The sequence below is a fragment of the Azospirillum oryzae genome (assembly GCF_900177515.1).
In the GTDB taxonomy this organism is placed as follows: domain Bacteria; phylum Pseudomonadota; class Alphaproteobacteria; order Azospirillales; family Azospirillaceae; genus Azospirillum; species Azospirillum oryzae_A.
On sequence record NZ_FXAK01000004.1, the window covers coordinates 98344 to 121648 of the forward strand.

General features: G+C 65.1%; 22 protein-coding genes. 9 read left to right on the plus strand and 13 right to left on the minus strand.

The annotated features are described in order from the left end of the window. Entirely contained in the window at positions 1-1599 is a 1599-nt protein-coding gene (locus B9N97_RS07590; RefSeq protein WP_085084982.1) for a glycosyltransferase family A protein, read from the plus strand. Positions 1600-1623: 24 nt separating this feature from the next. Here B9N97_RS07590 and B9N97_RS07595 read toward each other — a convergent pair whose 3' ends face one another. The 5 genes from B9N97_RS07595 to B9N97_RS07615 all read right to left on the minus strand — a co-directional run bounded on the left by B9N97_RS07595 (position 1624) and on the right by B9N97_RS07615 (position 7735). Continuing rightward, positions 1624-3693 (minus strand): glycosyltransferase family protein, encoded by a 2070-nt coding sequence (locus tag B9N97_RS07595; RefSeq protein WP_085084984.1) that lies wholly within the window; start codon positions 3691-3693, stop codon positions 1624-1626. Between the two features lie 8 nt (positions 3694-3701). Beyond that, positions 3702-4901 (minus strand): glycosyltransferase, encoded by a 1200-nt coding sequence (locus B9N97_RS07600; protein ID WP_167393232.1) that lies wholly within the window; start codon positions 4899-4901, stop codon positions 3702-3704. A 2-nt stretch (positions 4902-4903) separates the two neighbouring features. Continuing rightward, entirely contained in the window at positions 4904-5881 is a 978-nt protein-coding gene (locus B9N97_RS07605) for an NAD-dependent epimerase/dehydratase family protein (protein WP_085084988.1), read from the minus strand. Between the two features lie 11 nt (positions 5882-5892). Beyond that, positions 5893-6678, minus strand: coding sequence for a class I SAM-dependent methyltransferase (locus tag B9N97_RS07610; RefSeq protein ID WP_208621175.1), 786 nt, complete (start codon positions 6676-6678; stop codon positions 5893-5895). 112 nt (positions 6679-6790) lie between these two features. Further along, positions 6791-7735 (minus strand): glycosyltransferase family protein, encoded by a 945-nt coding sequence (locus B9N97_RS07615; protein WP_085084990.1) that lies wholly within the window; start codon positions 7733-7735, stop codon positions 6791-6793. A gap of 79 nt (positions 7736-7814) precedes the next feature. On the opposite strand from B9N97_RS07615, the gene asnB reads away from it, so the two are divergent. From asnB to B9N97_RS07640, 5 genes are all read left to right on the plus strand, one after another. Then, positions 7815-9524, plus strand: coding sequence for an asparagine synthase (glutamine-hydrolyzing) (gene asnB, locus B9N97_RS07620; RefSeq protein WP_085084992.1), 1710 nt, complete (start codon positions 7815-7817; stop codon positions 9522-9524). Positions 9525-9537: 13 nt separating this feature from the next. Then, entirely contained in the window at positions 9538-10614 is a 1077-nt protein-coding gene (locus B9N97_RS07625; RefSeq protein WP_085084994.1) for a glycosyltransferase family protein, read from the plus strand. Next, positions 10611-11312 (plus strand): acyltransferase, encoded by a 702-nt coding sequence (locus tag B9N97_RS07630; RefSeq protein WP_085084996.1) that lies wholly within the window; start codon positions 10611-10613, stop codon positions 11310-11312. Before B9N97_RS07625 ends, B9N97_RS07630 begins: the two co-directional genes overlap by 4 nt. 226 nt (positions 11313-11538) lie before the next feature. After that, positions 11539-12456, plus strand: a complete 918-nt coding sequence (locus B9N97_RS07635) for a phytanoyl-CoA dioxygenase family protein (RefSeq protein WP_085084998.1) — start codon at positions 11539-11541, stop codon at positions 12454-12456. A gap of 13 nt (positions 12457-12469) precedes the next feature. Then, on the plus strand, positions 12470-13150 hold the full coding sequence (locus B9N97_RS07640; RefSeq protein WP_085085000.1) for a class I SAM-dependent methyltransferase: 681 nt from the start codon (positions 12470-12472) through the stop codon (positions 13148-13150). Between the two features lie 168 nt (positions 13151-13318). Here the strand turns inward: B9N97_RS07640 and B9N97_RS07645 are convergent, their stop codons facing one another. Continuing rightward, a complete protein-coding gene (locus tag B9N97_RS07645; protein WP_143266496.1) occupies positions 13319-14221 on the minus strand; it encodes a methyltransferase domain-containing protein in 903 nt (300 codons plus the stop codon). A gap of 14 nt (positions 14222-14235) precedes the next feature. Beyond that, positions 14236-15249 (minus strand): class I SAM-dependent methyltransferase, encoded by a 1014-nt coding sequence (locus tag B9N97_RS07650; protein ID WP_167393234.1) that lies wholly within the window; start codon positions 15247-15249, stop codon positions 14236-14238. A 156-nt stretch (positions 15250-15405) separates the two neighbouring features. On the opposite strand from B9N97_RS07650, the gene B9N97_RS07655 reads away from it, so the two are divergent. Further along, positions 15406-16101, plus strand: coding sequence for an FkbM family methyltransferase (locus tag B9N97_RS07655; RefSeq protein ID WP_085085006.1), 696 nt, complete (start codon positions 15406-15408; stop codon positions 16099-16101). An 8-nt stretch (positions 16102-16109) separates the two neighbouring features. Here the strand turns inward: B9N97_RS07655 and B9N97_RS07660 are convergent, their stop codons facing one another. After that, positions 16110-17255 (minus strand): tetratricopeptide repeat protein, encoded by a 1146-nt coding sequence (locus tag B9N97_RS07660; RefSeq protein ID WP_085085008.1) that lies wholly within the window; start codon positions 17253-17255, stop codon positions 16110-16112. Positions 17256-17464: 209 nt separating this feature from the next. Continuing rightward, positions 17465-17956 carry an RT0821/Lpp0805 family surface protein gene (locus B9N97_RS07665; RefSeq protein ID WP_085085010.1) on the minus strand — a complete coding sequence of 164 codons (492 nt, stop codon included), beginning with the start codon at positions 17954-17956 and terminating at the stop codon, positions 17465-17467. Between the two features lie 161 nt (positions 17957-18117). On the opposite strand from B9N97_RS07665, the gene B9N97_RS07670 reads away from it, so the two are divergent. Further along, the gene (locus B9N97_RS07670) at positions 18118-18843 is read left to right on the plus strand and encodes a hypothetical protein (RefSeq protein ID WP_085085012.1); all 726 of its coding nucleotides are present in this window, start codon (positions 18118-18120) and stop codon (positions 18841-18843) included. A gap of 16 nt (positions 18844-18859) precedes the next feature. Here the strand turns inward: B9N97_RS07670 and B9N97_RS07675 are convergent, their stop codons facing one another. Further along, positions 18860-19519 (minus strand): SGNH/GDSL hydrolase family protein, encoded by a 660-nt coding sequence (locus B9N97_RS07675; RefSeq protein ID WP_085085014.1) that lies wholly within the window; start codon positions 19517-19519, stop codon positions 18860-18862. A gap of 246 nt (positions 19520-19765) precedes the next feature. On the opposite strand from B9N97_RS07675, the gene B9N97_RS07680 reads away from it, so the two are divergent. After that, positions 19766-20356, plus strand: coding sequence for a GNAT family N-acetyltransferase (locus tag B9N97_RS07680; RefSeq protein WP_085085016.1), 591 nt, complete (start codon positions 19766-19768; stop codon positions 20354-20356). A gap of 90 nt (positions 20357-20446) precedes the next feature. Here B9N97_RS07680 and B9N97_RS07685 read toward each other — a convergent pair whose 3' ends face one another. From B9N97_RS07685 to B9N97_RS07695, 3 genes are all read right to left on the minus strand, one after another. Continuing rightward, positions 20447-20767: a DUF6916 family protein gene (locus B9N97_RS07685; RefSeq protein ID WP_085085018.1), complete on the minus strand. Its 321-nt coding sequence runs from the start codon at positions 20765-20767 to the stop codon at positions 20447-20449. Positions 20768-20863: 96 nt separating this feature from the next. Then, a complete protein-coding gene (locus B9N97_RS07690) occupies positions 20864-21532 on the minus strand; it encodes a phage tail protein (RefSeq protein WP_085085020.1) in 669 nt (222 codons plus the stop codon). Positions 21533-22057: 525 nt separating this feature from the next. Then, positions 22058-22726 (minus strand): phage tail protein, encoded by a 669-nt coding sequence (locus B9N97_RS07695; RefSeq protein WP_085085022.1) that lies wholly within the window; start codon positions 22724-22726, stop codon positions 22058-22060. Between the last annotated feature and the right edge of the window lie 579 nt (positions 22727-23305).

Genomic DNA, 23305 nt, shown 5'->3' on the forward strand with positions numbered 1-23305 from the left:
ATGATGCGTCTCGCGCTTCTCGACCCTCAAGGCTCCAGTCGGGATCTGGCCCGGACCCTGGCCCGTGCCCTCGCCGCGGCCGGAGGCGAGGTCGTCCTTTGCCGGACGACGGACGAGGTCTGTGCGGCCGATCCCGATCTCGCGATCGCCGCGTCCCCCTGTCCCGGCAAGCTGACCCAACATCCGACAATCGCCTTTCTGGAAACGGAACCGGCCGGGCTGCGGCAGGATTGGAGCCTCCTCAAGAAGGTCCTGTCCTGCGACGGCTGGCTGGTCGCCCGGCCGGAAACCGGGATCTTCCTGTCCGATCTGCTTTCTCCGACCGACAAGACTGCGGCTGTTGCGGTGGCGCCGTCCGATGATGGGGCGGCGATCCTCCAGGGACTGGCGGAGTTGGCCGGGAGGATCGTCCCGGCAGGCGGCATGCCGGAGAACGAACGCGTCGACTACATCATGCGGATCGGCGGACGGCGGGCCGCTTTCGTCAGGCGAGCCCTGGAGTCCCTGGCCGCCCAGTCCGCCGGCCGGATCGGCGTGATCCTCGTCAGGCACGGGCCAGTTGCCGGTCTCGACGGCGTCCTGCAGGATCTGCGTCCATCGCTGGCACGGCTGGACATCATCGACACCGCCCCGGGAGCCCTGCGCAGCACCTGCCTGTGGGCCGGGCTGGAGAACGTCCAGGCTCCCGTCTTCGGCATCCTGGACGACGACGACCGGCTGCACCCCGACCATGTGGCCAGCCTGCTTCCCCTGCTGAGGAGAGGGCGCGAAGCCCTTGCCTATTCGGGTGCGATCCGGGTCCTGGAAGCCTCCCCGGAGGAGCCGGATGACGGGGCGGAAACCGGCCTGGAACGGCGCAGCCTGTATTACCTGGACCCGCCGCAGATGGACCGCCTCTATACCGGACGCTGGCTGCTGGCATCGAACAGCTTTCTTGCCCGCAGCGAATTGCGGGCGGAGGCCGGTCCCGACCCCCTGCTGGCGATCAGCGAAGACGCCTATCTGCTGCGGCGGTTCGGACGGGTCACGGACTTCCGTCCGTCCTGGCGGCCGACCGCGGAGTTCTATTGGCGCGCGGACCGCACCGACAACACCGCCTTCGATCAGCGGCATCGCGACGTATCCCTGCAACGTCTGGCGGACCGGGAGCGGCTGGACCCGCGGGTCCGCCGCCGCCAGTCCCATGCGGCGGCGGACCATGACGAGGATGTCCCGGTCTGGGGAGAGCTCGGCAAGACACGGCTGCCGAAACTGGCGGCGGCGGCCGACTTCGCCGCCCTGCCGTCCCACCGTCCCCTGTTCGTGTATGGCGCCGGCCGGGGTGGACAGCTGGTGGTTCGGGAACTGGAAAAATTCCCCCACCTGCGCATCGCCGCTGTTCTCGACAGCGTCCGATCCGGGGACTTCCTCGGCCATCCGTTACTGCGGCCGGCGGACGTTCCGGCGGAGCATCGGGCGCAATCCGTTCTGGTGATCGCAAGCCAGCATGTGAGCGAGATCGACGCGGTCGCCGAAGGCTACGGCTTCCGTGACCGGCGCGATGCTTTCCCCTACATCCGAACCTATATCGACTTGCAGGTCTGGCCCAAGGAGCCGTAGCGGCGCCTGCGGCATCCGGCCGGTTCAATGCGACGCGATGTAGGGATAGGCGTTGCGTATGTCGAGATCGGGGATGCCGCTCAGCGACCGCAGGATTTCCGAGACGAACTGGCTGGCGATCAGGACCACCGCATGCCGCAGGAGAGCCGGTTCCAGATCCTGCGGACGGTGGAGCGGCAGGCCCCATGCCTCGCCGCTGCGGTTGCTGTCCAGGAACCCCCGCAGCGTCAACTCCTCCCACTTCAGCAGTTCCAGGTGAACCAGCCGGCCGCCACGTGACGCCCCGTAGATGTAAATGGGCTTGTCCTGCGGCAGCTTGCGGAAATCGGCCGGCGTTTCCAGCCGGGGCAGCCGTTCGGCCATCGCCGGGTTCAGGTCGGAAAGGCCGGTGGCGGGCAGAAGCCTTTCCGGCATGCCTTCCGTCTCCGGCGGGGCAAGGCGGGTCAGACGGCCGAGCCGCTCCCATTCCTCGGTTTCCGGCTTGGGAGGAAGGCACGCCGTCACCTGGAAGGACGGCGCGATCCTCGCCCTTCGGCACAGCCGCTTTGCCACAAACTCCGCGGCGAGCAGGGTCAGCCCCGGGTCCCGAAGATCCTCCTCCTGCAGAAGGCCGCGGTGGGCCAGCAGCGCGCCGGGGGCGGCTTCCTCTTCGGCGCTCCGCTTCCATCGGACGGCCGGAGCGAGGCAGCGCAGGAGGCGCATTTCCCCCTGGCTCAACCCTGCCGCTTCCGGCTCCGGTGTCCGGCGCCCGGCCAGAGCGCCGGCCAGGATGAGAGAGGCGCCGCTGCGGCGGGCGGTCGCCAGGAGCGTCGAGAGGTGCCGGCGATCCCACAGGCATCCGGGCTCCGGCATGGCGAACCAGTCTTCCGACAAGCCTGCCAGGGCCTCGGCCAGGGCCGCTCCGTCCGGCTCCCCCGGCAGGCGGCGGATGCGGCGGAAACGGGTGGCGTCGATCCGCGCCGGCGCCGCCGGCCCCAGGATGGTCAGCGACAGCGCCCCGTGCGTTTGGGCGGATATGCCGGCAAGCGTCCTGGCCACCGCCTCTTCCCGGCCGGAGGGGGCGGACAGGATGACCTCAACTCCCTCGGCCACTCCCGCGGCATCAGCGTCGAGGTGCCTGCCGCCGGACGGGGGGTGTGTTTCGGCCGGCGTTCCAGCGGCCGTCTCAAGCGCCGAAAGGATCGCGGGAATGCCGTCCAGCAGCACATCCAGGCTGAAGCGCGTCCGGAAAATCTCCTGCGCCGCCGCCGCCATCTCGCGGCCCCGGGCGGGGTTGCCGCGGGCGAAGGCGACCGCCTCCGCGATCCGGTCGGCGAGTTCCTCCTCCCCGTTCCCCGTATCCACGTAGAGAAGGGTGTCGCCGAACGCCTCCGCCAGGAACGGGTGGCGGTCGGCGACGGCCAGGCAGCCGGCCGCCGCCAGTTCGAACACCCGCATGTTCGGCACCGCCCAGGCGCAATGTCCCGGCATGTGAAGGCAGAGGCCGAGCCCTTCGGCCGCCGCGGCATCGATGACAGAGCGGCCGTTGAAGGGCAGCGCCCCGGCATAGGCCGCACCCAGATGGTCCCAGCGCTCCGCCGGGCCATGCACCGCGATCAGACCCTTGGCGGCAAGCGCCCCGAAGGTGCCGCGGTAGCGGGCGCGGTCCCAGTTGGAGCCGACATAGAACAGCCGGCTGCCGGAATGGAGCGCCGGCGGATGAAGCCGTGCGCCGGAACTGCTGCAATGGAACGGCGCAACGGGCGGCATGCGCGGCGTTTCGAAGAAGATGTCGCGCAGATAGCGCTCCAGCCTGGGGCCGGAGACCAGAAAGCCGTCATGGCTCATCTCGTGCCGTTCTGACGCGGGATGTCCTTCGTAGAAGGAGACCGGGTTCCAGAAGCAGGCCAGCCAGGGATGCAGGGTCAGCTTCGGCCTTTGTTGGGGATGAAGGTTGAGGACCACGTCGGGAGCGGCCTCCTCCACCTCCCCGGACGTATGCACGGCGATGGCGGACCACCCCCGCGCCGCGGCGGCCAGGCGGATCCGCTCGGTGATCTCCTTCTCCGCGGTGGGCGATTGGGAACCGAACGGATTGTAGATCGCGATGCGCATGTCGGCCCTCAAGCGACGGTGGCAGGCGAAGCGGCATCCTGCATGAAGTCCAGGAAGGCGCGTGCCGCCGCCCGGCGGAGAGCCTCATAGGCGCCGGATGCCGCCTGTACGGCGTGCCGGTCCGGATGGTCGGGCAGGGTCGGCAGGACCGCCGCCAGCACGGCGGCCAGATCGGCCGGATCTCCGGTGCGGAAAAGGGGGCTGGCCGAAGGCAGCTGTTCCCGGTGGACCGCCAGGTCGGAGGCGACGATCGGGCATCCCAGCGCCAGGGCATCCTCCACGACGGTGCTCCAGCCTTCGAAGCGGGACGGCTGGACGATGCAGGTCGCCATCTGCGTCAGCGCCATGACCTCCTCGTGCGGAACCACGCCCAGATGGCGGATGCGGTCGCCGATCCCCAGGCTTCCGGCTTCCGCGAACAGGCGGTCGTAATATCCCGACGCCCGGTGGTCCTTGGCGTTGCCGGTGCAGACGAGGTCGATGTCCATTCCCCGCGCCCGCAGAAGGGCCAGGGCGCGGAAGGCCGTGCCATGGTCCTTGTGTGTCCAGAACTGGTTGGGGATGAACAGGAAGCGGGACGGCAGCGCATGACGGGCACGGACCTCGGCCAGCAAGCCTTCGGACTGCGGCCGCACCAGGCTGCGGAAGGGCCAGACCCGGGGCTGCGCGGCATGGTCAGGATAGAAGCGCAGGAAATCGTCCAGGGCTGCGCGGCTGCTCAGCATCAGCGGCCCGCGCCGCGCCGCGGCTTCGGCGAAGCCGCGGTCCCGGCTCGCCACCTCTTCCGGGGTGAAGAACTCGGGCAGGTGCTTGTGCTGGAAATCGGGCAGCCAGAGCCAGTGCTTTTCGGTGAGGGTATAACCGCTGCCGATCATCATCGGATAGATGGCATCCGCCCGCTGCGCCAGCGTCCGGCGCCGCTGTTCGGGTGGGATCGCGCTCAGGGCGGCGGCGGTCGCCGCGTCCCGGCTGTGGACGATGACGCCGCCGGGACCGATGGCCGCCGCCACGCCGGCCCGTTCCCACTGCGCCATCACCTCCCGCGGCCAGTCTCCGCCCAGGTCGTCGAACACCACCAGTTCGGGCCGCTCGTCCTCCGGCAGGTCCGACAGCAGAGCGATGACGGCCCGGACATAGTTGAGGCCGCCGAGCCAATAGCTGAACCCGGCATAGAAGGGAATGACCAGCATCGGTCGTGACTGCGGCATGTTCAGCCTCCCACTTGCAGGCATGCGGCCGGGGATGGGCCTGCAGCCAGGCCTTTCAGCCAAGTCGCGTAGGCCGTCAGCCCCCGGTCCAGGGTTGTGGAGGGCATCCAGTCCAGGACCGGCAGGGCGGCGCATTGATGGCGGGGATCATGGCTTCTGACCTCGCCCGTGAAGACGACCGGAACCTCCGTTCCCAGCGCGGCCTGCAGAGTGGCGATGGCCGTGGCGATGGATGTCGGGGTTCCGCTTCCGCCATTGACGATGCTCAAGCCCGCGCATTGCCGGTCATGCAGGGCAAGGATCAGGGCGACCGCATCGGACACCGACAGGAAATCCCGCGTCTCGTCGCCCGTTCCCGCCAGTTCGAGCCTTGTGGCGCCTTGCAGAAGGCGGTTGCCCAATTCCCAGAACAGCTGCTTGCGCAGTCCGGCGCCGTAGAGCGAGAAGAAGCGGATCACGCTGAAGCGGATGCCGTACCGCTCCGCCCCCTGGCGGCAGACCGTCTCGGCCAGAAGCTTGTGCCAGCCATATTGGCTGACCGGGGCGGGCGGCGTGTCGGTGGGGATCGGCCCGGCCGGCTGTCGGCCGTAAAGTGCGGCGCTGGAAGGATAGACAACGTGAGTGTCGCTCAGCCCCGCACGGCCGAGCGCATGCACGAGTTCGCCGGTGGTCTGGACCGTGCGCCTGAAGTCCAGCTCCGGCTCCTGTTCGGCGCGCCCGACATGGCTTCCGCCGGCGGCATGGACCACCAGGGCCGGGCGGCCATGGCGGCGGACCGCATCGATCACGACGCCCTCCGTGATGTCCCCCGCCACGGCATCGGCCAGGCAGCCGGTTCCCGTCGTGAGCCCGGCCAGGGAGGGCGATGCCGCCCGATGCCCGAACGCGACCACCCGCCACCCCCGGGAAACCAGCGCCTCGGCGACGGCGGTGCCGAGAAAGCCCCCGACCCCCGTGACCCATGCGATACCGGACTGCATGGTCCGGGGCCTCAGAAGCGGCGCAGGGCGAAACTGACGCCGTAACCGAGGCCGCGGAAGCTCCAGCTCGAGAAACAGGGGTTGTCGGCCACCGTCCGGTTCCAGACATCCAGAAGCTCGGGGTGGGTCGGATGGTCGATGTCGTCGAATACGACGGCGCCGCCGACGGCCAGATAAGGCAGCACATCCAGCAAATCCTGCCGGGCTCCCTCGGCGCTGTGGTCGCCGTCCACGGTGATCAGGTCGAAACGCTGTTCCGGATTCCTGGCGAAGAATTCCGGCAGGGTCTTGTGCGAGTCACCGTTCACGAAGGTCAGCGGTCCCTGGTGACCGACGCGCTCCAGCTCGCCGCGGACGAAGTCCGGTCCCGGATTCTCGATGCCGGCATAGCCGGCCTGCCACATGTCGAAGCCGAACAGATGGCAGGAGGGCGCGCGCGAGGCGACGGCGCACAGGCTGCGCCCCCTGCGCACGCCGATCTCCAGGTAGGAGCGCGGCTTCAGGACATCGGACAGCCCCAGAAGCACCGTGATGATGTCCGCATAGCGCCAGCCGGGGCCGAAGCGGCGGGCTCCCTCGCGCATGAAGGCGGATACATAGTCCGTGTAGGGGTCGGGCGTGATCCGCTCCATCAGGGCGAGCGCCTCGTCCCGCAACGCCGGCTCCAGGAAACGCGCCCCCAGGTCATCGGCCGAGATCAGCAGGGGCGGGTACCAGGACGGCCCGCCGGCGCCATCCCCGGCTCCGGTGCCCGGGAACGCCGTGCTCGGGTTGGCCTTCGCTGCGTCGCTCTGCAATTGGATGTCCTCGTCGTCCTGAATTCGGGAGCGCGCCTACCCCCATGGCGCCATTCTACCAACAACGCCCGGCGAAGCCACCCAATAGAACGGGCGCCCCTCCCGCGCCCGTTCATAGACGCCGCAGGAGTCCGTCCAGCGCCGCCGCCCGCGCGCCCGGCGAAAGCCGCCGGACCAGGGCCTTTCGCCCGGCCTCCGCGATGGCCCTCCGCCCTTCCTCGTCCGCCAGATGGCGGTAGACTGCGTCGATCAGTCCTTGCGCGCCGAAATAGGTCGCCACCTCGGTTCCGGGCTCCAGCACGCCCCGCAGCCAATCCCCCTGGTCGATCAGAAGCATGGCGCCGGCCGCAAGGGCGGCCAGCATGTCCCGCGTCGGGCCGGCGGGGTCGGAATCCTCCCGGCAATGGATGGCGATGCGGCTGCGCGCCAGCAGATCCATCGGGTCGGCATCCTCCAGGTGCATGGCGATGCCGGCGGCGAGATCGGGCGGCGGCGGGGCGGTCAGCGCATAGCCGATGGTGAACTCCCCGCGCAGGCCGAGAGGCGCCTTGGCGAGTTCGACGAGCCTCTTGCTGCGGACCGCCGTTCCCTTGCCGATCCGCCCGGCGAAGACGACGTCCAGCGCCGGCGCGGCCGGTCGGGCGGGCGTATAGGGGGCGGCGCCCGGGAACCAGGCCTCCGCCCTGCCCGCCCCGGCGGCTGTCGCCGCGGCACGGACGGCGGGGTCGGGAGACAGGATCAGGTCGAAACCGCCGAGCAGGGTCACGTCGTCCGGCAGATGCTCGGCATAGCCGGCCAGCAGGCGCGCCCCGCGGCGATCGGCCGGGAGGACGTCCAGCCTCGCCGCATCCTCCACGAACAGCAGGTCGCAGGCGGAATCCCGGTCTTCGGCGATTTCATCCCTCCGGACGCCATGCCCCAGTTCCCGCAAGGCGGCCAGGGTGGCGGCCAGCGGAGGGAGCCATCCGGACGCTCGGTCATTCCGTTCTGCTGGCAAAGCCGGGTATGATAGGTTACCGCTTTCGGCTGCGGGGGCCTGGAACACCTTGATTTTCATCGGCGCGGTCCTGTCGGAGTAGGAATGAAGAGCGATCGGAAGATGTTCAGGCGTTCTCCGCGGCGGCGGGGCTGACGGAATGTGCGGAATCGTCGGGATCGTTTCGCCGGTCGATCCAATCGATCCGGTTGAGTTCGACCGCTTTACGGATGCCCTCGCCCACCGTGGCCCCGATGGCCGGGGAACGTTTATCTCCTCCTCTGTCGGTCTCGGGCATCGCCGGCTGTCCATTCTCGATCTGAGTGCCGATGGCACCAACCCGCTGCCGTTCGGCGGTGCCGACGGGCGCCGGTACTGGATCACGTATAACGGTGAAGTTTTCAACTTCATTGAACTGCGGGCGGAACTGGAGGCGTTCGGCTGGACCTTCCGGACCGAGACCGACACCGAGGTGGTCGGCGCCGCCTATGCCCAGTGGGGCGAGGACGCCCTGCTGCGCTTCAACGGCATGTGGGCCTTGGCCATCTGGGATACGGTGGAGCGGCGGCTGTTCCTGGCCCGCGACCGGTTCGGCATCAAGCCGCTCTATTACGCCGTGCTGCCCGGCCGCGTGGCCTTCGCCTCCGAACTGAAGGCGTTCCTGGCCCTGGCGGGAATGGAGCGCCGCTTCGACCGGGACATGGCGGGGCTGACGCTCGAAAACCCTTATGCCTTCGAAGGCTCGAGCGACAGGACGCTGATGGCGGGGGTGCGCAAGCTGCAGGGCGGCTGCCGGCTGGTGGTGACGGCGGACGGACGGCTCGACCTGTCCCGCTGGTGGGAAACCCGCGACCATCTTCCCCAGGTGCCGGATCGCTACGAGGAGCAGGTCGAGGCATTCCGCTCCCTGTTCCTGGACGCTGTGCGGCTGCGGCTGCGCAGCGACGTGCCGGTCGGCCTCAGCCTGAGCGGGGGCATGGATTCAAGCGCCATCGCCGGCACCATGGCGTGGCATCGCCGTCACGAGGCCGCGGTGGAGCGTGAGGCCGGAACCCCGCCCAGGGCCTTCATCGCTTCCTTCCCCAATGCGGTGAACGACGAGACGCCCCATGCCGATACGGTCGTCCGGCATGCCGGCTTCCAGGCGCATCACTGGAATTTCGACCCCGCGGCCGCACTCGACCATGTGCTGGACAGCGTCTGGGCGGTCGATGAGGTCTATGGTGGCCTGAATGTGCCGATCTGGGCGAATTACCAAGCCATGCGGCGGTTCGGCGTGACCGTTTCCGTGGACGGGCACGGCGGCGACGAGGTGCTGTGCGGCTATCCCTGGTACTTCGACCAGCCTCTGTGTGGGCTCAACGACAAGCTCTATGACGACGTTCACCATACCCTTCTGCCGTCGATCCTGCGCAATTACGACCGTTGTTCCATGGCCCACGGGGTGGAGGTGCGGATGCCCTTCATGGACTGGCGCCTGATCACTTTCACCATGGCGTTGCCGCCGCAGGCTAAGCTGGGCAAGGGGTACACCAAGCGCATTCTGCGGGACGCCATGGCCGGGTTCATGCCGGACACAATCCGGCTGCGGCGCCAGAAGATCGGGTTCAACAGCCCGCTGGCCGAATGGCTGAATTCGGGTCTGGGGGAGCTGTACCGGCAGGTGATGGCACATCCCTTGTGGATGGAGGCTCCCTGGTGGGACGGACCGGCGGAGCGAGATCGCATCATGGCAAAGTGCAGTGCTCGAAATTGGAGCATGAGCGATTGGAAGGATGCGCTGGAAAGCTGGACCCGGATCAATCTCGTTCTCTGGTATATGCTGTTCATCGAGGGACGCCCGGTGACGGCCCCGTTCTGCGCGTCCTGAACTGGTTCCTTCCATGCGCATCCTGCAAATCGCGACCTACTACGAAACCTATCTGCGCGAGTTCCACCGCGTCCGCCCCCACCTGCAGGAGCGCTCCTATGCGGAGCAGCTGGGCTGCCTGCTCGACGATTCCTTCGGGGCCGGCCATCTGATCGCGCCGCATCTGGCGGCGCGCGGGCACGAGGCCGAGTTGATCGTCGCCAACTGGGTCAGCGGCCAGGCTCGATGGGCGCGGGAGAACGGGCTTTTCCCTCCCTCCGGCGCAGCGGAGGCGATCGCCCTGTGCGTCGAGCAGGTGAACCGCTTCGATCCGGACGTCCTTTACCTGCTGGACCCCATTACGCTGGACGCCGGTTTCGTCGCGGCGCTGAAGCGGCGCCCCCGCCTCGTTCTCGGCTGGCGGCAGGCGAACATTCCCGATGGCACGGACTGGACCGGGTTCGACCTGATGCTGTCCGCCGACCCGGTCTGCCGGAAGCGGGCTTGCGAACTGGGAGCCAGGTCCACTGCACTGTATCGCCCCGGCTTCCCGGACTGGATCCTTCCCCGCCTGTCGCCCCGCAATCCGGAGGTCGACGTCGTGTTCGTCGGGAACGTCACGCCGGAGCACTCGGCGCGCCTTGCGCTGCTGGAAGCCGTAGCGCGCGGGGCGGAGCAGGGCCGCTACACGGCGGCCTTCCATCTGGGAAACCACAGCGGATCGGACCTGCCGCCGGCGATCGCCCGGATCAGCCGTCCGCCGGCCTGGGGAACGGCTCTCTACCAGGCGACCCGAAGCGGGCGCATCGGGCTGAACATCCATATCGACATCACCGGGGCCGCCATGAACATGCGCATCCTGGAGACCGCCGGATGCGGAACGCTGCTGCTGACCGAAGCGGACCCGGAACTGGCGTCCTTGCTGGCGCCCGGTCTGGAGGTGGCCGCCTACGACAGGGGCGAGGATTTGCCGGAGCGGATCGAAGCCCTGCTGGCCGACCGGGTCGGGCTGGAGGCGATGGCGTCCCGGGGGCAGGCACGGGTTCTTAAGGACCACTCCATGGCCGCGCGGGCGGAATGGTTCGAGCGTATTGTCCTGGAGCATTCATGACTGCGGACCGGAAGCCCCAAGGGCTGGAAAGCGACGACATCCTGGCCGGCCGTTATCCGGAGGTGACCTTCGGCATCAACGTACAGCTGATCGGGATGGACAGCATGCGGATCGGCGCCGGCAGCCTTGTCGGCGACGATTGCTGGCTGAATGTCTGCGTGCGGGACGGCCAGCCGCGCCTCGTGATCGGAGAGAAGGTCTGTGTCGGCCGCCATTCCGTCCTGTCGACGGCGGAGCGGCTCGAGATCGGAAGCTTCTGCCTGTTCGCTCCGCGCGTCTATCTGGCGGATGTCGACCATGCCTATGAGCGGCTCGACCTGCCGGTGGTGGAGCAGGGACTGCTGAGCCACGGCAAGCTGACGGTCGAGGAGAATTGCTGGATGGGGATCAATGCCACCGTCATCGGCGGCATCACGGTCGGGCGCGGCAGCGTGGTGGCTGCCAACAGCGTCGTGCTGGACACGGTTCCACCCTTCAGCGTCGTCGCCGGATCGCCGGCCAGGATCGTGCGGATGTACGACCCCCTGCTGAAGCAATGGCGCAAGATCGCAGGAAGCGAGGATTTGCGGGCCATGGAGACGATCCGCCGGGATCACCCGCTGCCCGACCGGGAGAGCTATCTGAAGACGCTGCGCTCGAACAGCCGGATCACCGAGATCATTCCAGCCGCTGCGGGGAGAGGCATGCATATGCCGTGACCGCCTCCCGCGGGTCACCGCATCACGGGATGTATGGCGCAAAGGCGTCGGCATGAACAGGCCGCCGGTTTCCCAAGAAAACGCTTCCGACATGAACGCGGAGTTTCTTATTAAATTCTTAATTCAGGCTCCTGTCCTTATAAAACATGAGGCATTTTGTCATTAATCGGCTTCGCTGAAGTATGTTACGTTCGTCCGTCATCGCCACTGCCTGATTGGTCATCAAATGTTTTCAACGCAATTCAAAAATACCACCGCGGAAGAAATCGCGGCGGCCATTGAAACCGATGGCTATTTCTCATGCGAAGGAGCGTTGACGCCGGAGGCGATCGACAGGATTTTCGACGAGATCGGGCCGCTCGAACTGCAGATAAACAGCAACAGGCTGACGCCCGTCGTGAATGGCCTTCAGACCTACTTCAACCAGTATCTTGCCGCTTCCCGCACGGCATTCGATCTGGTGACCGATGAGCGGAATATTGCTCTTTGCGACATGCTTCTGGGCGACGGCCATCGCATCGGTTCCAAGCGCATCTATACGACGCGGGCCGGCCACCGGATGCAATGGCACACCGACAACAAGAACTTGAAGTCCACCAAGCAGGACATGGCCGGCCTGATCTTCATCTACTACCTGACGGAGCCGAATGGCGGCGAGTTCCAGTTCATCCGGGGTTCCCATCGCTGGAGCATGGACATCGCGTCTTCCGACCTGACGGACGAGTATGTCGAGAAGAACCACGCCAAGGACATCGTCAGCTTCGCCGTTCCGCGTGGCAGCGTCATCATCTACAACACCTACGGCGTCCATCGCGCCCGTCCGATCACGGCGCGGGGGATGTCCCGCACCTCCCTGTTCTTCCAGGTGAACAAGAACCCGGAAGATGCCGAGCGCATGTATCTGGACGCGTCCATGCTCGGCGGGATCGACGAGCGCACGGCCTGGTTTCTTGGGATCGGACAGCCTGCGACCTTCGAGTCCTGGCCCTTCACCTCGCCGCAGACGCTGACCATCCGCGAGCACGCCATGCTGCACAACCTGATGCAGGACATCATGGCGAAGATCGGCCAGCGGGCGGATGCGGAGGAGCGGATGGCCATGCTCGAAGACCTCGCCGCACAGTTCCGCGAAAAGTCCCGGTAAAGGAAACGGAAGAATGCCCAGTCTGGAATGGATGAGACAGGAATTCGACTACGGCTACAGCAGCGGAAACGTGCTGGCCGACCCTCCGGATCCTCACAGGCTGAAAGAAGAGGCGATGATCGGCGGTTCGTACCGCCGCGTCTTTCTCGACATCGTGGCGCCGCTGTTGCGTCCCGACATGACCGTCCTCGAACTGGGGCCGGGCGGGGGATCCTGGACCCGCGCCCTGCTGGAGCATCTGCCGGAGGGACGGCTGCACACCGTCGATTTCCAGGACATCGGCCGCTGGATCGACATCCCGTCCTATAATGGCCGGCTGATCCACCATCAGGTGCAGGACAATGAATTCACCAGCGTGTCCGACGGCAGTTTCGATTTCTTCTTCACCTGGGGCGTAATCTGCCATTGGGCGCAGGGGGACATCGAGCACATCCTGCGCCGTGTGAACCCCAAGATGAAGCCGGGTGCGCAGGCCGTGCTGAATTACGCGGCTTGGGAGAAGCTGGACCGCTATGGCTGGGAGCGCGGAGGCGTTCCGGTCTCCTTCCAATCCCTGCCCGACGAAGAGATGTGGTGGCCGCGCAACAGCGTCGCCGAGATGTCGGACCTGTGCCGGCGCGCGGGCTGGACGGTTCTTGCCGCCGACCTGAATGCGGTGGAGCGCGACGGGGTTGTCCATCTAAGGGCCGATTGACTCATCTCGCAATAAACAACAATCTTCGGCATGTCCAGACACGTCTCACCATCGACTTGAGGGGCAGCGCTCCCTACCGTCTGAGCTCGATCATCGTCGAGGCCTGGAAGCGGTGGGAGCGCATGATGGCCTTGGCTTAACCGCCGATGTCGCGAGCCTGATGAACGCTCAGATGGACCGGCGCCGGAACACCAGGACTTGGGGACGCAGGTAAGGAGACCATTTGGTCGGCTTTCCGCGGGATCCTTGTGCGGACCAGAACCGGTCGACTGTCTCCTGGGGACAGCTCCCCAGGAGGGCGTCGAACGCCTGTGTGCGGGCAGATGTCTCGGCATCGGGTGGGGCTTCGGCGTAGCTGCACAGACAATCGCCGTCGTAGCCCGCCGGCACGACGGCCAGCAGTTCAAAACCCGCGATCTCGATCGCTTCGACATAGTGACGGGCCGGAAAGGGCCACTCGTATAAGCCGAAGCGTTGAGACAGCGGATGGGTCTTCAGCTGTTGGTAAAGCTCCTGGCTCGTATCGGCATACCACTCCCGAACGGCGAACCAGATGGCTCCGTCGATCAGCTTCTGGCGCAATGTCGCCGCGACGAACGAGATGTTCGGGAAGTGATGGATGCAGTTCCGGGTGACCAGCAGACCATAGCGGGCCACGTCCGCGTGCCAAGCGGACAGATCGTTCCAGAGCGTCAGGGTGTCGGGGCAATGCGCCCGCAGATGGCCCGTCCCTGTCACCATCTCGCCATTCGGTTCCAGCAGGGCAACATTGAGACCCCCGTCTTTCGCCAGGGCTTCGGCGAGAAAGCCCGGCCCCCCGCCGACCTCCACCACGCCCATCGTCAGGTCGACGTTGAGAATGGACATCAGACGCCGGATCGCTGTCATCTCGCGGCTTTTGCGGAAGCGGGCGAAGGCGCCGGCGCGGTCCGCCTCCAGATAGCAGCTTTCCAGAATGAAGCGGGCTGCTGAATCCTGTGCGGCGTCTTCCTGCAACTGGAGAATTGCTTGCTCGTAGGTGGCTGGGTCCTCTCGCAGACGGAGAAGGTCGAGCTGGTCGGCTTGATCCACGCGCATGCTCCTGGTCAAGAGGCGGTGTTGGGGGTCGGCTGGTAAAGCGCCCAGAATTCCTCGCCCTCGGTCGCATGGTCGATGCGCTGCAATCCGTGGCGCACCATCAGCCGGTCCAGGGAAAGGAGCGTCAGCACTTGGCAATGATGCGGGACGATGTAAGCCCACCAGTCCGTCCCATCGCGCTTTGCCGAAGGGTGGTCGCCATCTGGAGTGGCAACCATCAAGTACCCGTCGGGCCGCAGATGGGCCAGCAGAGCCTCGACAAAGCCATCCAAATCCCAGATGTGCTCGATGACATGGCTGACGTAAAGAACGTCGAACGGCTCCAGCTTGGCCCTATTCGTTAAGGGTTCGTCCACCCAGATGAGGTGCGGGTATCGGGTTTGTCCCTCAACCAGGAAGGCCGGATTGGTTTCGCAGGCATGAACAACCGTATGAGGACGCTGTGCAGCCAGCAATGCGGCAAAAGTTCCTACATTGGCGCCGACGTCCATAAATCGGCTCTCTTGCTTCAGCAAGGGAGTGACACGGTTTAAGTGCTGCCGATATCTCGCTTCGACTGGCGACAGTGTTTCGTTCACAGCAATGCGACGGCACACGTCTTCCGTTACCAAAAAGTGAGATTGGTCGAACCAATGGCGAATGGTTTCCGATCGGTAGATCGGGTGAGATTCAACATAACTGACAAGATCTTTATAGGTTTCCTTCACGAAAAATGCTCTGCACTCTCTGCAAGAAACGACATCAAACACCGCACCTTGATGCTCCTTTTTTACAATCCTGCGGTAATTTTCTTCTGATGTTCCCCATTTAAATTTATGGACTTTGAAGTATGGCAAAGAAAAAGAATATGATATTTGCAGAGACTTACAGCATGGGCAAGAATTATGGTCAGTCCGGCTCATGTCCTTCGGTTCCTGATGAACACTCATATCCCTTAGTAATTGATTATACAATCCCCTCTCGGCCTGGAATATTTCTGAATATACGAATATCTTTTCCTCAATGCTGTCTTTGGCACGCATCGTGGATCTCATGTATTCTTCTATCATAGGGCGACCCCTTCTATTCACTTGATTCGCTCTTTCGGGGAGTATATACCTATGAAGATGTGAATTCCACGGCAACAGACCCGTGCTTGTTCGCAAGCCTTAGGGTCAGCAAAGGGTTGAGACACTTCCATGCCTCTCGACTACTCAAAGCTTAGCGGTCAGCAGCTTATCTCAATACTCACCAGCCCATTCGCAGAGGTTTGCTATAGCTTTGAGGGAGAGGATCGTCTTCTTCTTAGGATCTTCCAGGATCAGGAGACTGGATTTTATATCGATGTAGGGGCACATCATCCTTTTTTTGGCTCGAACACTTGTATCTTCCATTTCCGGGGCTGGCGCGGGATCAACATCGATGCCACCCCCGGGAGCATGGAGCCCTTCCGTCGTCATCGGCCGCAGGACGTCAATCTGGAATGCCTGGTCGGCACAGGCACGGAACCGGTCCCCTTCGTCATGTTCAACGAACCAGCCTTGAACAGTGCGAAACCCGGCCGTTCGGCGGAGTTGCCTGCCCATTACAGCGTTGCCGAAACCCTGACGCTGACACCCCGGCGCTTGGACGACATCCTGGATGCCCATCTGCCCGCGGGGACGGCGGTCGACATCCTGTCCGTCGATGCCGAAGGCTGCGACCTGGATGTGCTGCAGTCGAATGACTTCCATCGCTACCGGCCCCGCTGCATCGTCGTGGAGGATCTGGGGTTCCGCCTGGATGCCCCGGCCAAAAGCCCGGTTTTCCGGTTCCTGCAGGAGCAGGGCTATCGACTGCACAGCAAGTTGGATGTGTCCCAGATCTGGTGCGACATGCACAACGGACCGCGCTAACCCTCGCATCAGGGCGAGATCTTCATGAAGGCCAGAAGGTGGCTCGGAACCGGGTGGCCGATCGCTTCCAGCAGGCGGGCCAGGGCCGGAGCCGCCCAGGGCCGCCAGATCAGGCTCTTCGGCAGGATCGCCGCGTAAGGCGCGACCAGTCGCCCAATGGCGTTCAGCGCGGTGGAGTGCTGGCCGGCCGCTTCATAGACAATGGCCTCGTCGACGGTCAGCCAGAAATCGTTTGGCCGCTCGCGCAGAGCGCGATTGAGGATCGCGAGGGCGGCGTCTGCTTGTCCGCGCGAAGCCTCAACCAGAGCAAAGCGTGGAACGATGTCGAAATGGCCGGGCGCCACGGCCAACGCCTGGTTCAGGCTGTCCGTAGCCTTGTCCACAGCCCCCTGACCCAGCTGAACCAAGGCAAGCTGTTGATAGAAATAGGCATTCTTCGGAGCGCACCGCACCGTTTCGCGGGCAGCGGCCTCGGCCGCAGCCCAATGTCCGCGCGCCAGTTCCGCGGAACTCAGCATGTACCATGATGCATGCAGATCCGGAACGAGCCGCACGGCGGCGTTCAGGGGAGCCAGAGCGCGCTCCAGGTCCGTGTTTCCGAACAGAAGGCTGCCGGTCCGGCTTTGCCGCTCGCCCACGGTCTCCGGTTGCCGCACCTGCTGGAGGTCGGCCTGCGCATAGAGCCGCCGGGCCTCCTCGTCGCGTCCGATGTCCAGAAGGGCTGCCGCCTTCCACAGATCGAGGTCGACGCTGCCGGCGAAGCGCAGTACGGCCTCCTCGATCCGGGCGATTTCCTGTTCGGGCGTGGGATCGGAGAGGGAGGACACCCAATGGATGGCCTGATGCTCACGATAGGCGGGGTCGATGCGCACCCCTTCCTTGTCCAGAGCATCGGCATCGTCCGGGCGCCCCTGCCCGCGCAGCAGGTCCGACAGTTCGATGCGGGCGGCATGATCCTCGGGATAGCAGTCCACCGCCCGCGCCAGGGCGGCGGCGGCCTCCGGCAGCGCGTTCTGGCGCCGCAAGGCCCGTCCCATCTCCAGATGGTAGAGCGAGAAGGTGCTGGCCTTGATGTTCCTGCGCCAAGTCTCTATGGCCTCGGCGGACAAGGCCGGCTGTTTCACTTCCTTGCGCTCTTGCGGGCTGCCTTGCATATTCCGACCTTGAACAGAGAATCTTGCGACGCAGCGACCGTACAGAACCGGAGACTGCCTGGGTACTGCCCGGCAAAACAATGCATAAGCAAAGTTAAGCAGGCGAAAATCTGACGGCCGCTACATTGCAGCAGGCTACCGCAAGATACACTGCCGGCACGGGCCTTTCCAGCCGCCCGGGAATGGCGTGTTCGAAGCGGAGGCTCCCCTCACCCCACGATCTTCCACGACCCGTCGGGCTGGCGGCAGGCGGTACCGAAGGCCTGTTCGGTGCGGCCGCCGACGACGATGGTCTGCTGGAACTCGCGGCAATAGGCGCCGGAGCCGTCATAGCCGTCCTTGACCGGCACGATGACGCCCTGGTTGCCGGACTGCGGGTTGTTCCAGGTGATCCGCTGGCCGATGGGGGCGCTGTAGGCCTGGGCCGCGGCACGGTCGGCATAGGCCTGGTCGGCACGGTCGAGCGAGGCACCGAGTTCGCGCCCGGCGAAGGCGCCCAGGAGCGTGCCGATGCCGACCGCCACCAGCTTGCCCGAGCCGCCGCCGAAGCGCGAGCCGATCAGGCCGCCGGCGACGGCGCCGCCGACGGTGCCGAACCCCTCCTTGGTGCCCATCGAACCGGTCTGGCAGCCGGCCAGCGTGGTCGACAGCGCAAGCACGGCGACGGCAGCGATACGGGAAAAACGGGTGTGGGCACGCATCAGAGGACTCTCTTCATTCCGAGGGTTGTCGTCCTCTGGTTATAGCGCAGGCTTCGCCGTTTGTGCAGCCGCCCTCTCCGGCGACCGAACGCCCTTCCCTTACGCGTGTGTTTATGACCTATTTTACACGTATATTGAACGGACCCGTATCGGGAGGGTGCATGACCGCCGACGCATCGTATGCTTTGAACCGATTGTCCGACGCAGCGATCAATACCGATCCTTTCCCCCATCTGCTCGTATCGGATTTCCTGCCCGCCGATCTCTACGCCCGCGCCTGCGCCCAATGGCCGGACCCCGCAGCCTTCGGTGTCTTTCAGACCGACGAGCTGCCGTCGCGTCATCAGGTCCAGTTGACCGACCGTTGGCTGGCCCAATGCGGCGGTGAGCGGGCGCTGACATGGCGTGCAGTGCGCGACTGCCTGTTCAACCCCGATGTCGTCGCGCTGATGGCCGAGCGCTTTCCGCAGGTTCGCGACAAGCTGGCCTGGGTCGATGCACCGCCGGTGCTGAACGTCCGCATCATCGAGGACCACACCAGCCACGCCATGTTGCCGCACACGGACATCGAGGCGACACTGTTCTCGATGCTGCTCTACATGCCGGCGGACGGCGCCTTGTCAAATCCGCAAGCACCGCAATTGGGCACGGCGCTGTACCGTCCTCGCGATCCTGATTTTCGCGGACGGGGAATGGACCGATACCCGCGCGCCGATTTCGACTTGGTGGCCCAGGCTCCTTACCGGCCCAACCATCTGCTGGCCTATGCGCCGTCCGACCGCTCGTTCCATGGAGTGGAACCGGTTGCCGCCCCCTGCGAGCGGCGGCTGCTGATTGCCTTCGCGGTGATGGAAACCCGGCATCCGTCACAACGCGGCGCGCGATGAGGAGCATCCGTCCGGGTCAAATCTCCAGCTTGTCGATCGCCTCGGCCCAGGCATGGGCGCCTTGGATCGGATGCAGGTGGTGGTCGCCGGGGGTGGGGCTGCGGTAGGCGTCGGCGATCACGCCTGTTCCAACGTCCAGGACACGCGCCAGAATGTCGGTATAGAGGAGGTTCCGCCGGGCCGCTTCCGCCGCAAGCAGCTGGTTGTAGCGTATCGTCAGGTCGGTGCGTTCGCGCAGGCTTGCGGTCACCGCGTGACGGGCACGCGCCACCGCCCCATGGCGATGGCCATCCGGGATGGTGGGAGGAACGGCTCCGGTCACCACGATCCGGCTGTAGCCGGCGTCGATCAGCGTATCGAGGAAATTTGCATAAGCGGCTATGGAGGCCGCCAATTGCGCCTCCACCGGCTCGCCAAGGGTCTGGGCCCGCCACCAGATGACGAATCCGCAATCGACCTCGCCAAGCTGGATGACCGGAACGACGCCCGGCAGAACAGGCAGCAATGCCTTTTGGAAATGGACGATGGCCTGGGTCTGGCTTTCCGGATTGCGCAGGCCGACAGCGGTAGCGCCGGGGACGATCAGGAACCGGGACCGGCGGCGGAACAGACCGAAGGTGGCCGCGATCTCGAAGGACTGGACATGGCTGTCGCCGACGAAATACCAACTGTGCATCGCCTGTCCCTGTCCGTCTCGCAGATCAACATACCAGTGTTCGGGGGCATCGCAACGGTTGAGCCCGTCACGGCCGGAGCTGCGGCATGCCCATGCCGCATCCCCCTGAATGGCCGTCCTGGAAACCTTTGGGTAAGAAAACGCTTCCGCTCCGCCGGTCGGTGGCCAGAAGCGAGATCCTTGCTTTACCGATGCATCCCAGGCTATTCATTTCCGATACTTGCGCTACCGGAAAGGTCGTGGCCGATGGCCGGATTTGAAGGATCTCTGCCGCTGCTCGGTGGGCTGTCGATGCGCCCTCCCCGGCCGTCGGACGATGATTTCCTGCTGGGCCTGTTCATGGACGCCCGTCCCTGGCTCGCCCAGGCCCACCACGACCGCGATTTCATCCGCACCCTTTACGAGCAGCAGTACAGCGCCATGCGGATCGGGCAGGAAACCCGCTACCCGCAGCATCTGGATTTCGTGGTGGAGAAGACCGGTCAGGCGGTGGGCCGGATCGTCATGGATCTGGGACGCTGGGATTGGCGCGTGGCCGAGGTGGAGATCCACAAGCTGGCCCGCGGCAAGGGCATCGGCACCAACCTGCTGCGCAGCCTGCAAGGCTCGGCGATGCAGCTTCGCCTGCCCATGACCCTGTCGGTGAGCGAGACCGACACACGGGTCCACTGGTTCTATCACCGGCTGGGATTCGACATGCTGGTGCAGGCCCCGCCGATGCTGGAACTGATCTGGTTGCCGCCCGGCCATCCGGGCATCCAGCATCTGCCGCCGCAGATCCTTCCGCCCCAGATGCGGCAGGGCGTGCCGGCCACTGCGCAGAAGGTCGGCCTCTGAGCCGGCCCCTGAAATGGGAACCGCCGCTTCCGCAGGACGGGAACGGCGGTCCGCAAAGGCTGATCGCGGTGACCGATCGCGGCGCGGCGGTCAGTTCAGGACGAGTTCGAAGCAGGCGCGCGCCGGGTCGCGCGGAATCGACCGGACGACGAAGAACGGCCCCATCGCCCCCTCGGTCGGGTGATCGATCAGGAAATTGCCGTTCCCCACCCCGCTCTCTCCCGGCGTTTCGAACGTCAAGGCGAAGGATGTCCGCTTCGCCCAGCGGGGGGTGAACTCCGGCCGTTCGAGGACCAGGGTCAGTTCGACCTCGGCGATCGGGGACCGGTCCTCCGGCGCCAGGAATCGGAAGGCCTGGCCGACATGGGGGGTGAAGCGTTCGGCGGACAGCGTGCTGTAATCGGCGGTCATGGCGGGCGTTCCGGGGACAGGGTGGCGTTCCGCGGCTCTTGCGGATCGGAAAACGCCCCGGCCCGCGGAACGCGGAACCGGGGCGCCAGCCTATCGTCAGTCGCGGGTCGGGAAAAGACCCATGGTGACGATGTACATGGTGACGGCCAGATAGGGCTGCAGGTTCGTGAACGCAGCCGGCGCCGCCTGACCGCCGCCCGGCGACACGTTGACCGTGCCGCCGGCGCCGGTGACGGTGACGGTGCCGGTGGCGGTGCCGGTCAGGTTCGCACCGCTGCCGGGGGTGGTGGTGTAGGGGCCTTCGGTCTGCCAATCGGTGAAGTTGGCGGCGTCGCTGACCTTGACGCCGCCGAGATAGTTGGTGCCGGCTGCCGGCGTCGGCAGATTGGCCTGCGCCGTTGAAATCGGGATCGACACGGTGGCGTTGATGGTGGAGGTGGAGGAGCCGCCGCCCGGCGTGAAGGTGGCGTTGTGCGTGTGCAGCGGCAGGTTGGCCAAGCTGAGCGTGCTGGCCGCCGCACCGCCGCTGGAAGCGACGGCCACGTTCACGTTGCCCAGATAGGGGCTGAGGCCGGATCCCATGAGGACGCGACCGCGCAGGTCCGGCATCTTGAAGTTCGGGCTGGTGCCGCCGTACATGGTGCCGATGATCGCGAACAGCGCCTGATTCTGCCCCTGGGGCAGGTCCTGGCCCCAACACTGGACGGTGCCCTGCGGTGCGAAGGCGCCGGCGAACGGGAAGATCAGGCCGAGATAAGCTTCCATGACGAAACCTCCGATGTGATTATGGCTGATTGAAGCGGACAATGACGCGCCGCCGTGAAACGGGACGCGGGCCGAAGGCTGAACGCTGTGGAAAATATATGCAGATATTCTCCTAAAGAGATATAAGACCAAAAATATTCAGATTAAATTTATAGGTTGACTTTTTTTATCCCTTTTTGCGTGCGCGCGTTGCGCTGCCAAGAGAATGACGGAGACGTCTCCGGCCCGGCTGGCCGCCACCTCTCTCACCATCACCTCCACGAAGGCTGGGACCCGGAAAGCTCCGCAGATCGGTAATTGAGCGGGCTGGATCCGGCCTCTTGCGCCGGCAAAGCCGGCACTGACGGCATCACGCGGATCGAAGATCCGTTGAAGGCCTTCGCGGATGAAGGGTGGGAAAGGCGGCAGCGGGGTAGACCCTGGCAGGATGGGCAAGGAACCGGACGGCCAAGTCAGCGCCCACGGCTGTCCGCGGGAATGCTGATGGGCACGTTGCCATTACAGCCAACCGTCAGTCGCGGGCCGTCAGTCGCGGGTCGGATAATAGCCAAGGGTGACGATGTACATGGTGAGCGCCAGATAGGGCTGCACGTTGGTGAAGGGCATCGGCACCGCCTGACCGCCGCCCGGCGACACGGTGACCGTGCCGCCGGCGCCGGACACCGTGACGGTGCCGGTGGCGGTGCCGGTCAGGTTCGCACCGCTGCCGGGGGTGGTGGTGTAGGGGCCTTCGGTCTGCCAATCGGTGAAGTTGGCGGCGTCGCTGACCTTGACGCCGCCGAGATAGTTGGTGCCGGCCGCCGGCGTCGGCAGATTGGCCTGCGCCGTTGAAATCGGGATCGACACGGTGGCGTTGATGGTGGAGGTGGAGGAGCCGCCGCCCGGCGTGAAGGTGGCGTTGTGCGTGTGCAGTGGCAGGTTGGCCAGGTTGAGCGTGCTGGTCGCCGCACCACCGGAACTGCCGGGATTGAGGGTCGTGTTCAAAAACGGGCTGGCACCGGCGCCGACGAGGATGCGGCCGCGCAGGTCCGGCAGATTGAAAGTGGTTCGGGCATCACCGCCATACATGTTGTAGACGATCGAAAACAACGCCTGGTTCTGCTGTATGGCCATTTGCTGACCCTGGCATTGCGCGGTTCCCTGCGGTGCGAAGGCGCCGGCAAATGGGAAGATCAGGCCGATATAGGCGTCCATGGGGAAATCTCCGAACCGATTGATGCCAATTGAAGCGAGCGGCGACGAGCACCCACCGGTTGGAACGGAGGCTCCCGCGCTGGAACGGTAGAGAAAATAAAGGAATATACCCTAATCGCGATAGTTCATCCGTAATTTCTGAATAAAAAGTTACTTTTCTATCTATGCAAACCAAGAGGCGGCATGTTTATGCAGGGGCGCCATACCACAGTATGCAGTCTCGGCTGTCTGCTTCATGACTTAAGCTGGTTGTCATGACAAAGCTGAAACTTTTGAAACAATAATCAGCGAAGTACTGCAAAATGAAGCGCGCATCTTGTCATGCAGGGATGCGAATCGGGCAAAAATGAGTCAAGGATTCTGCAACCGTGAGGTTTCCGATCGTTGTACGGAGACGTGACGAAGTGGTATCGTCCCTGCAATCTCATACTTATGGATAACCGCTTCCGGTGTAGCGGGGAATGTCGGGGAGAAGGGCTATGGCGCGCAAGTACGGTGCGAAGGGCGTTGGCGGAAACGGCGGCGCCGGCAAGACGCGCAAACCGTCCTCCTCCATGTTCGCAATGGCGCTGGAACCGC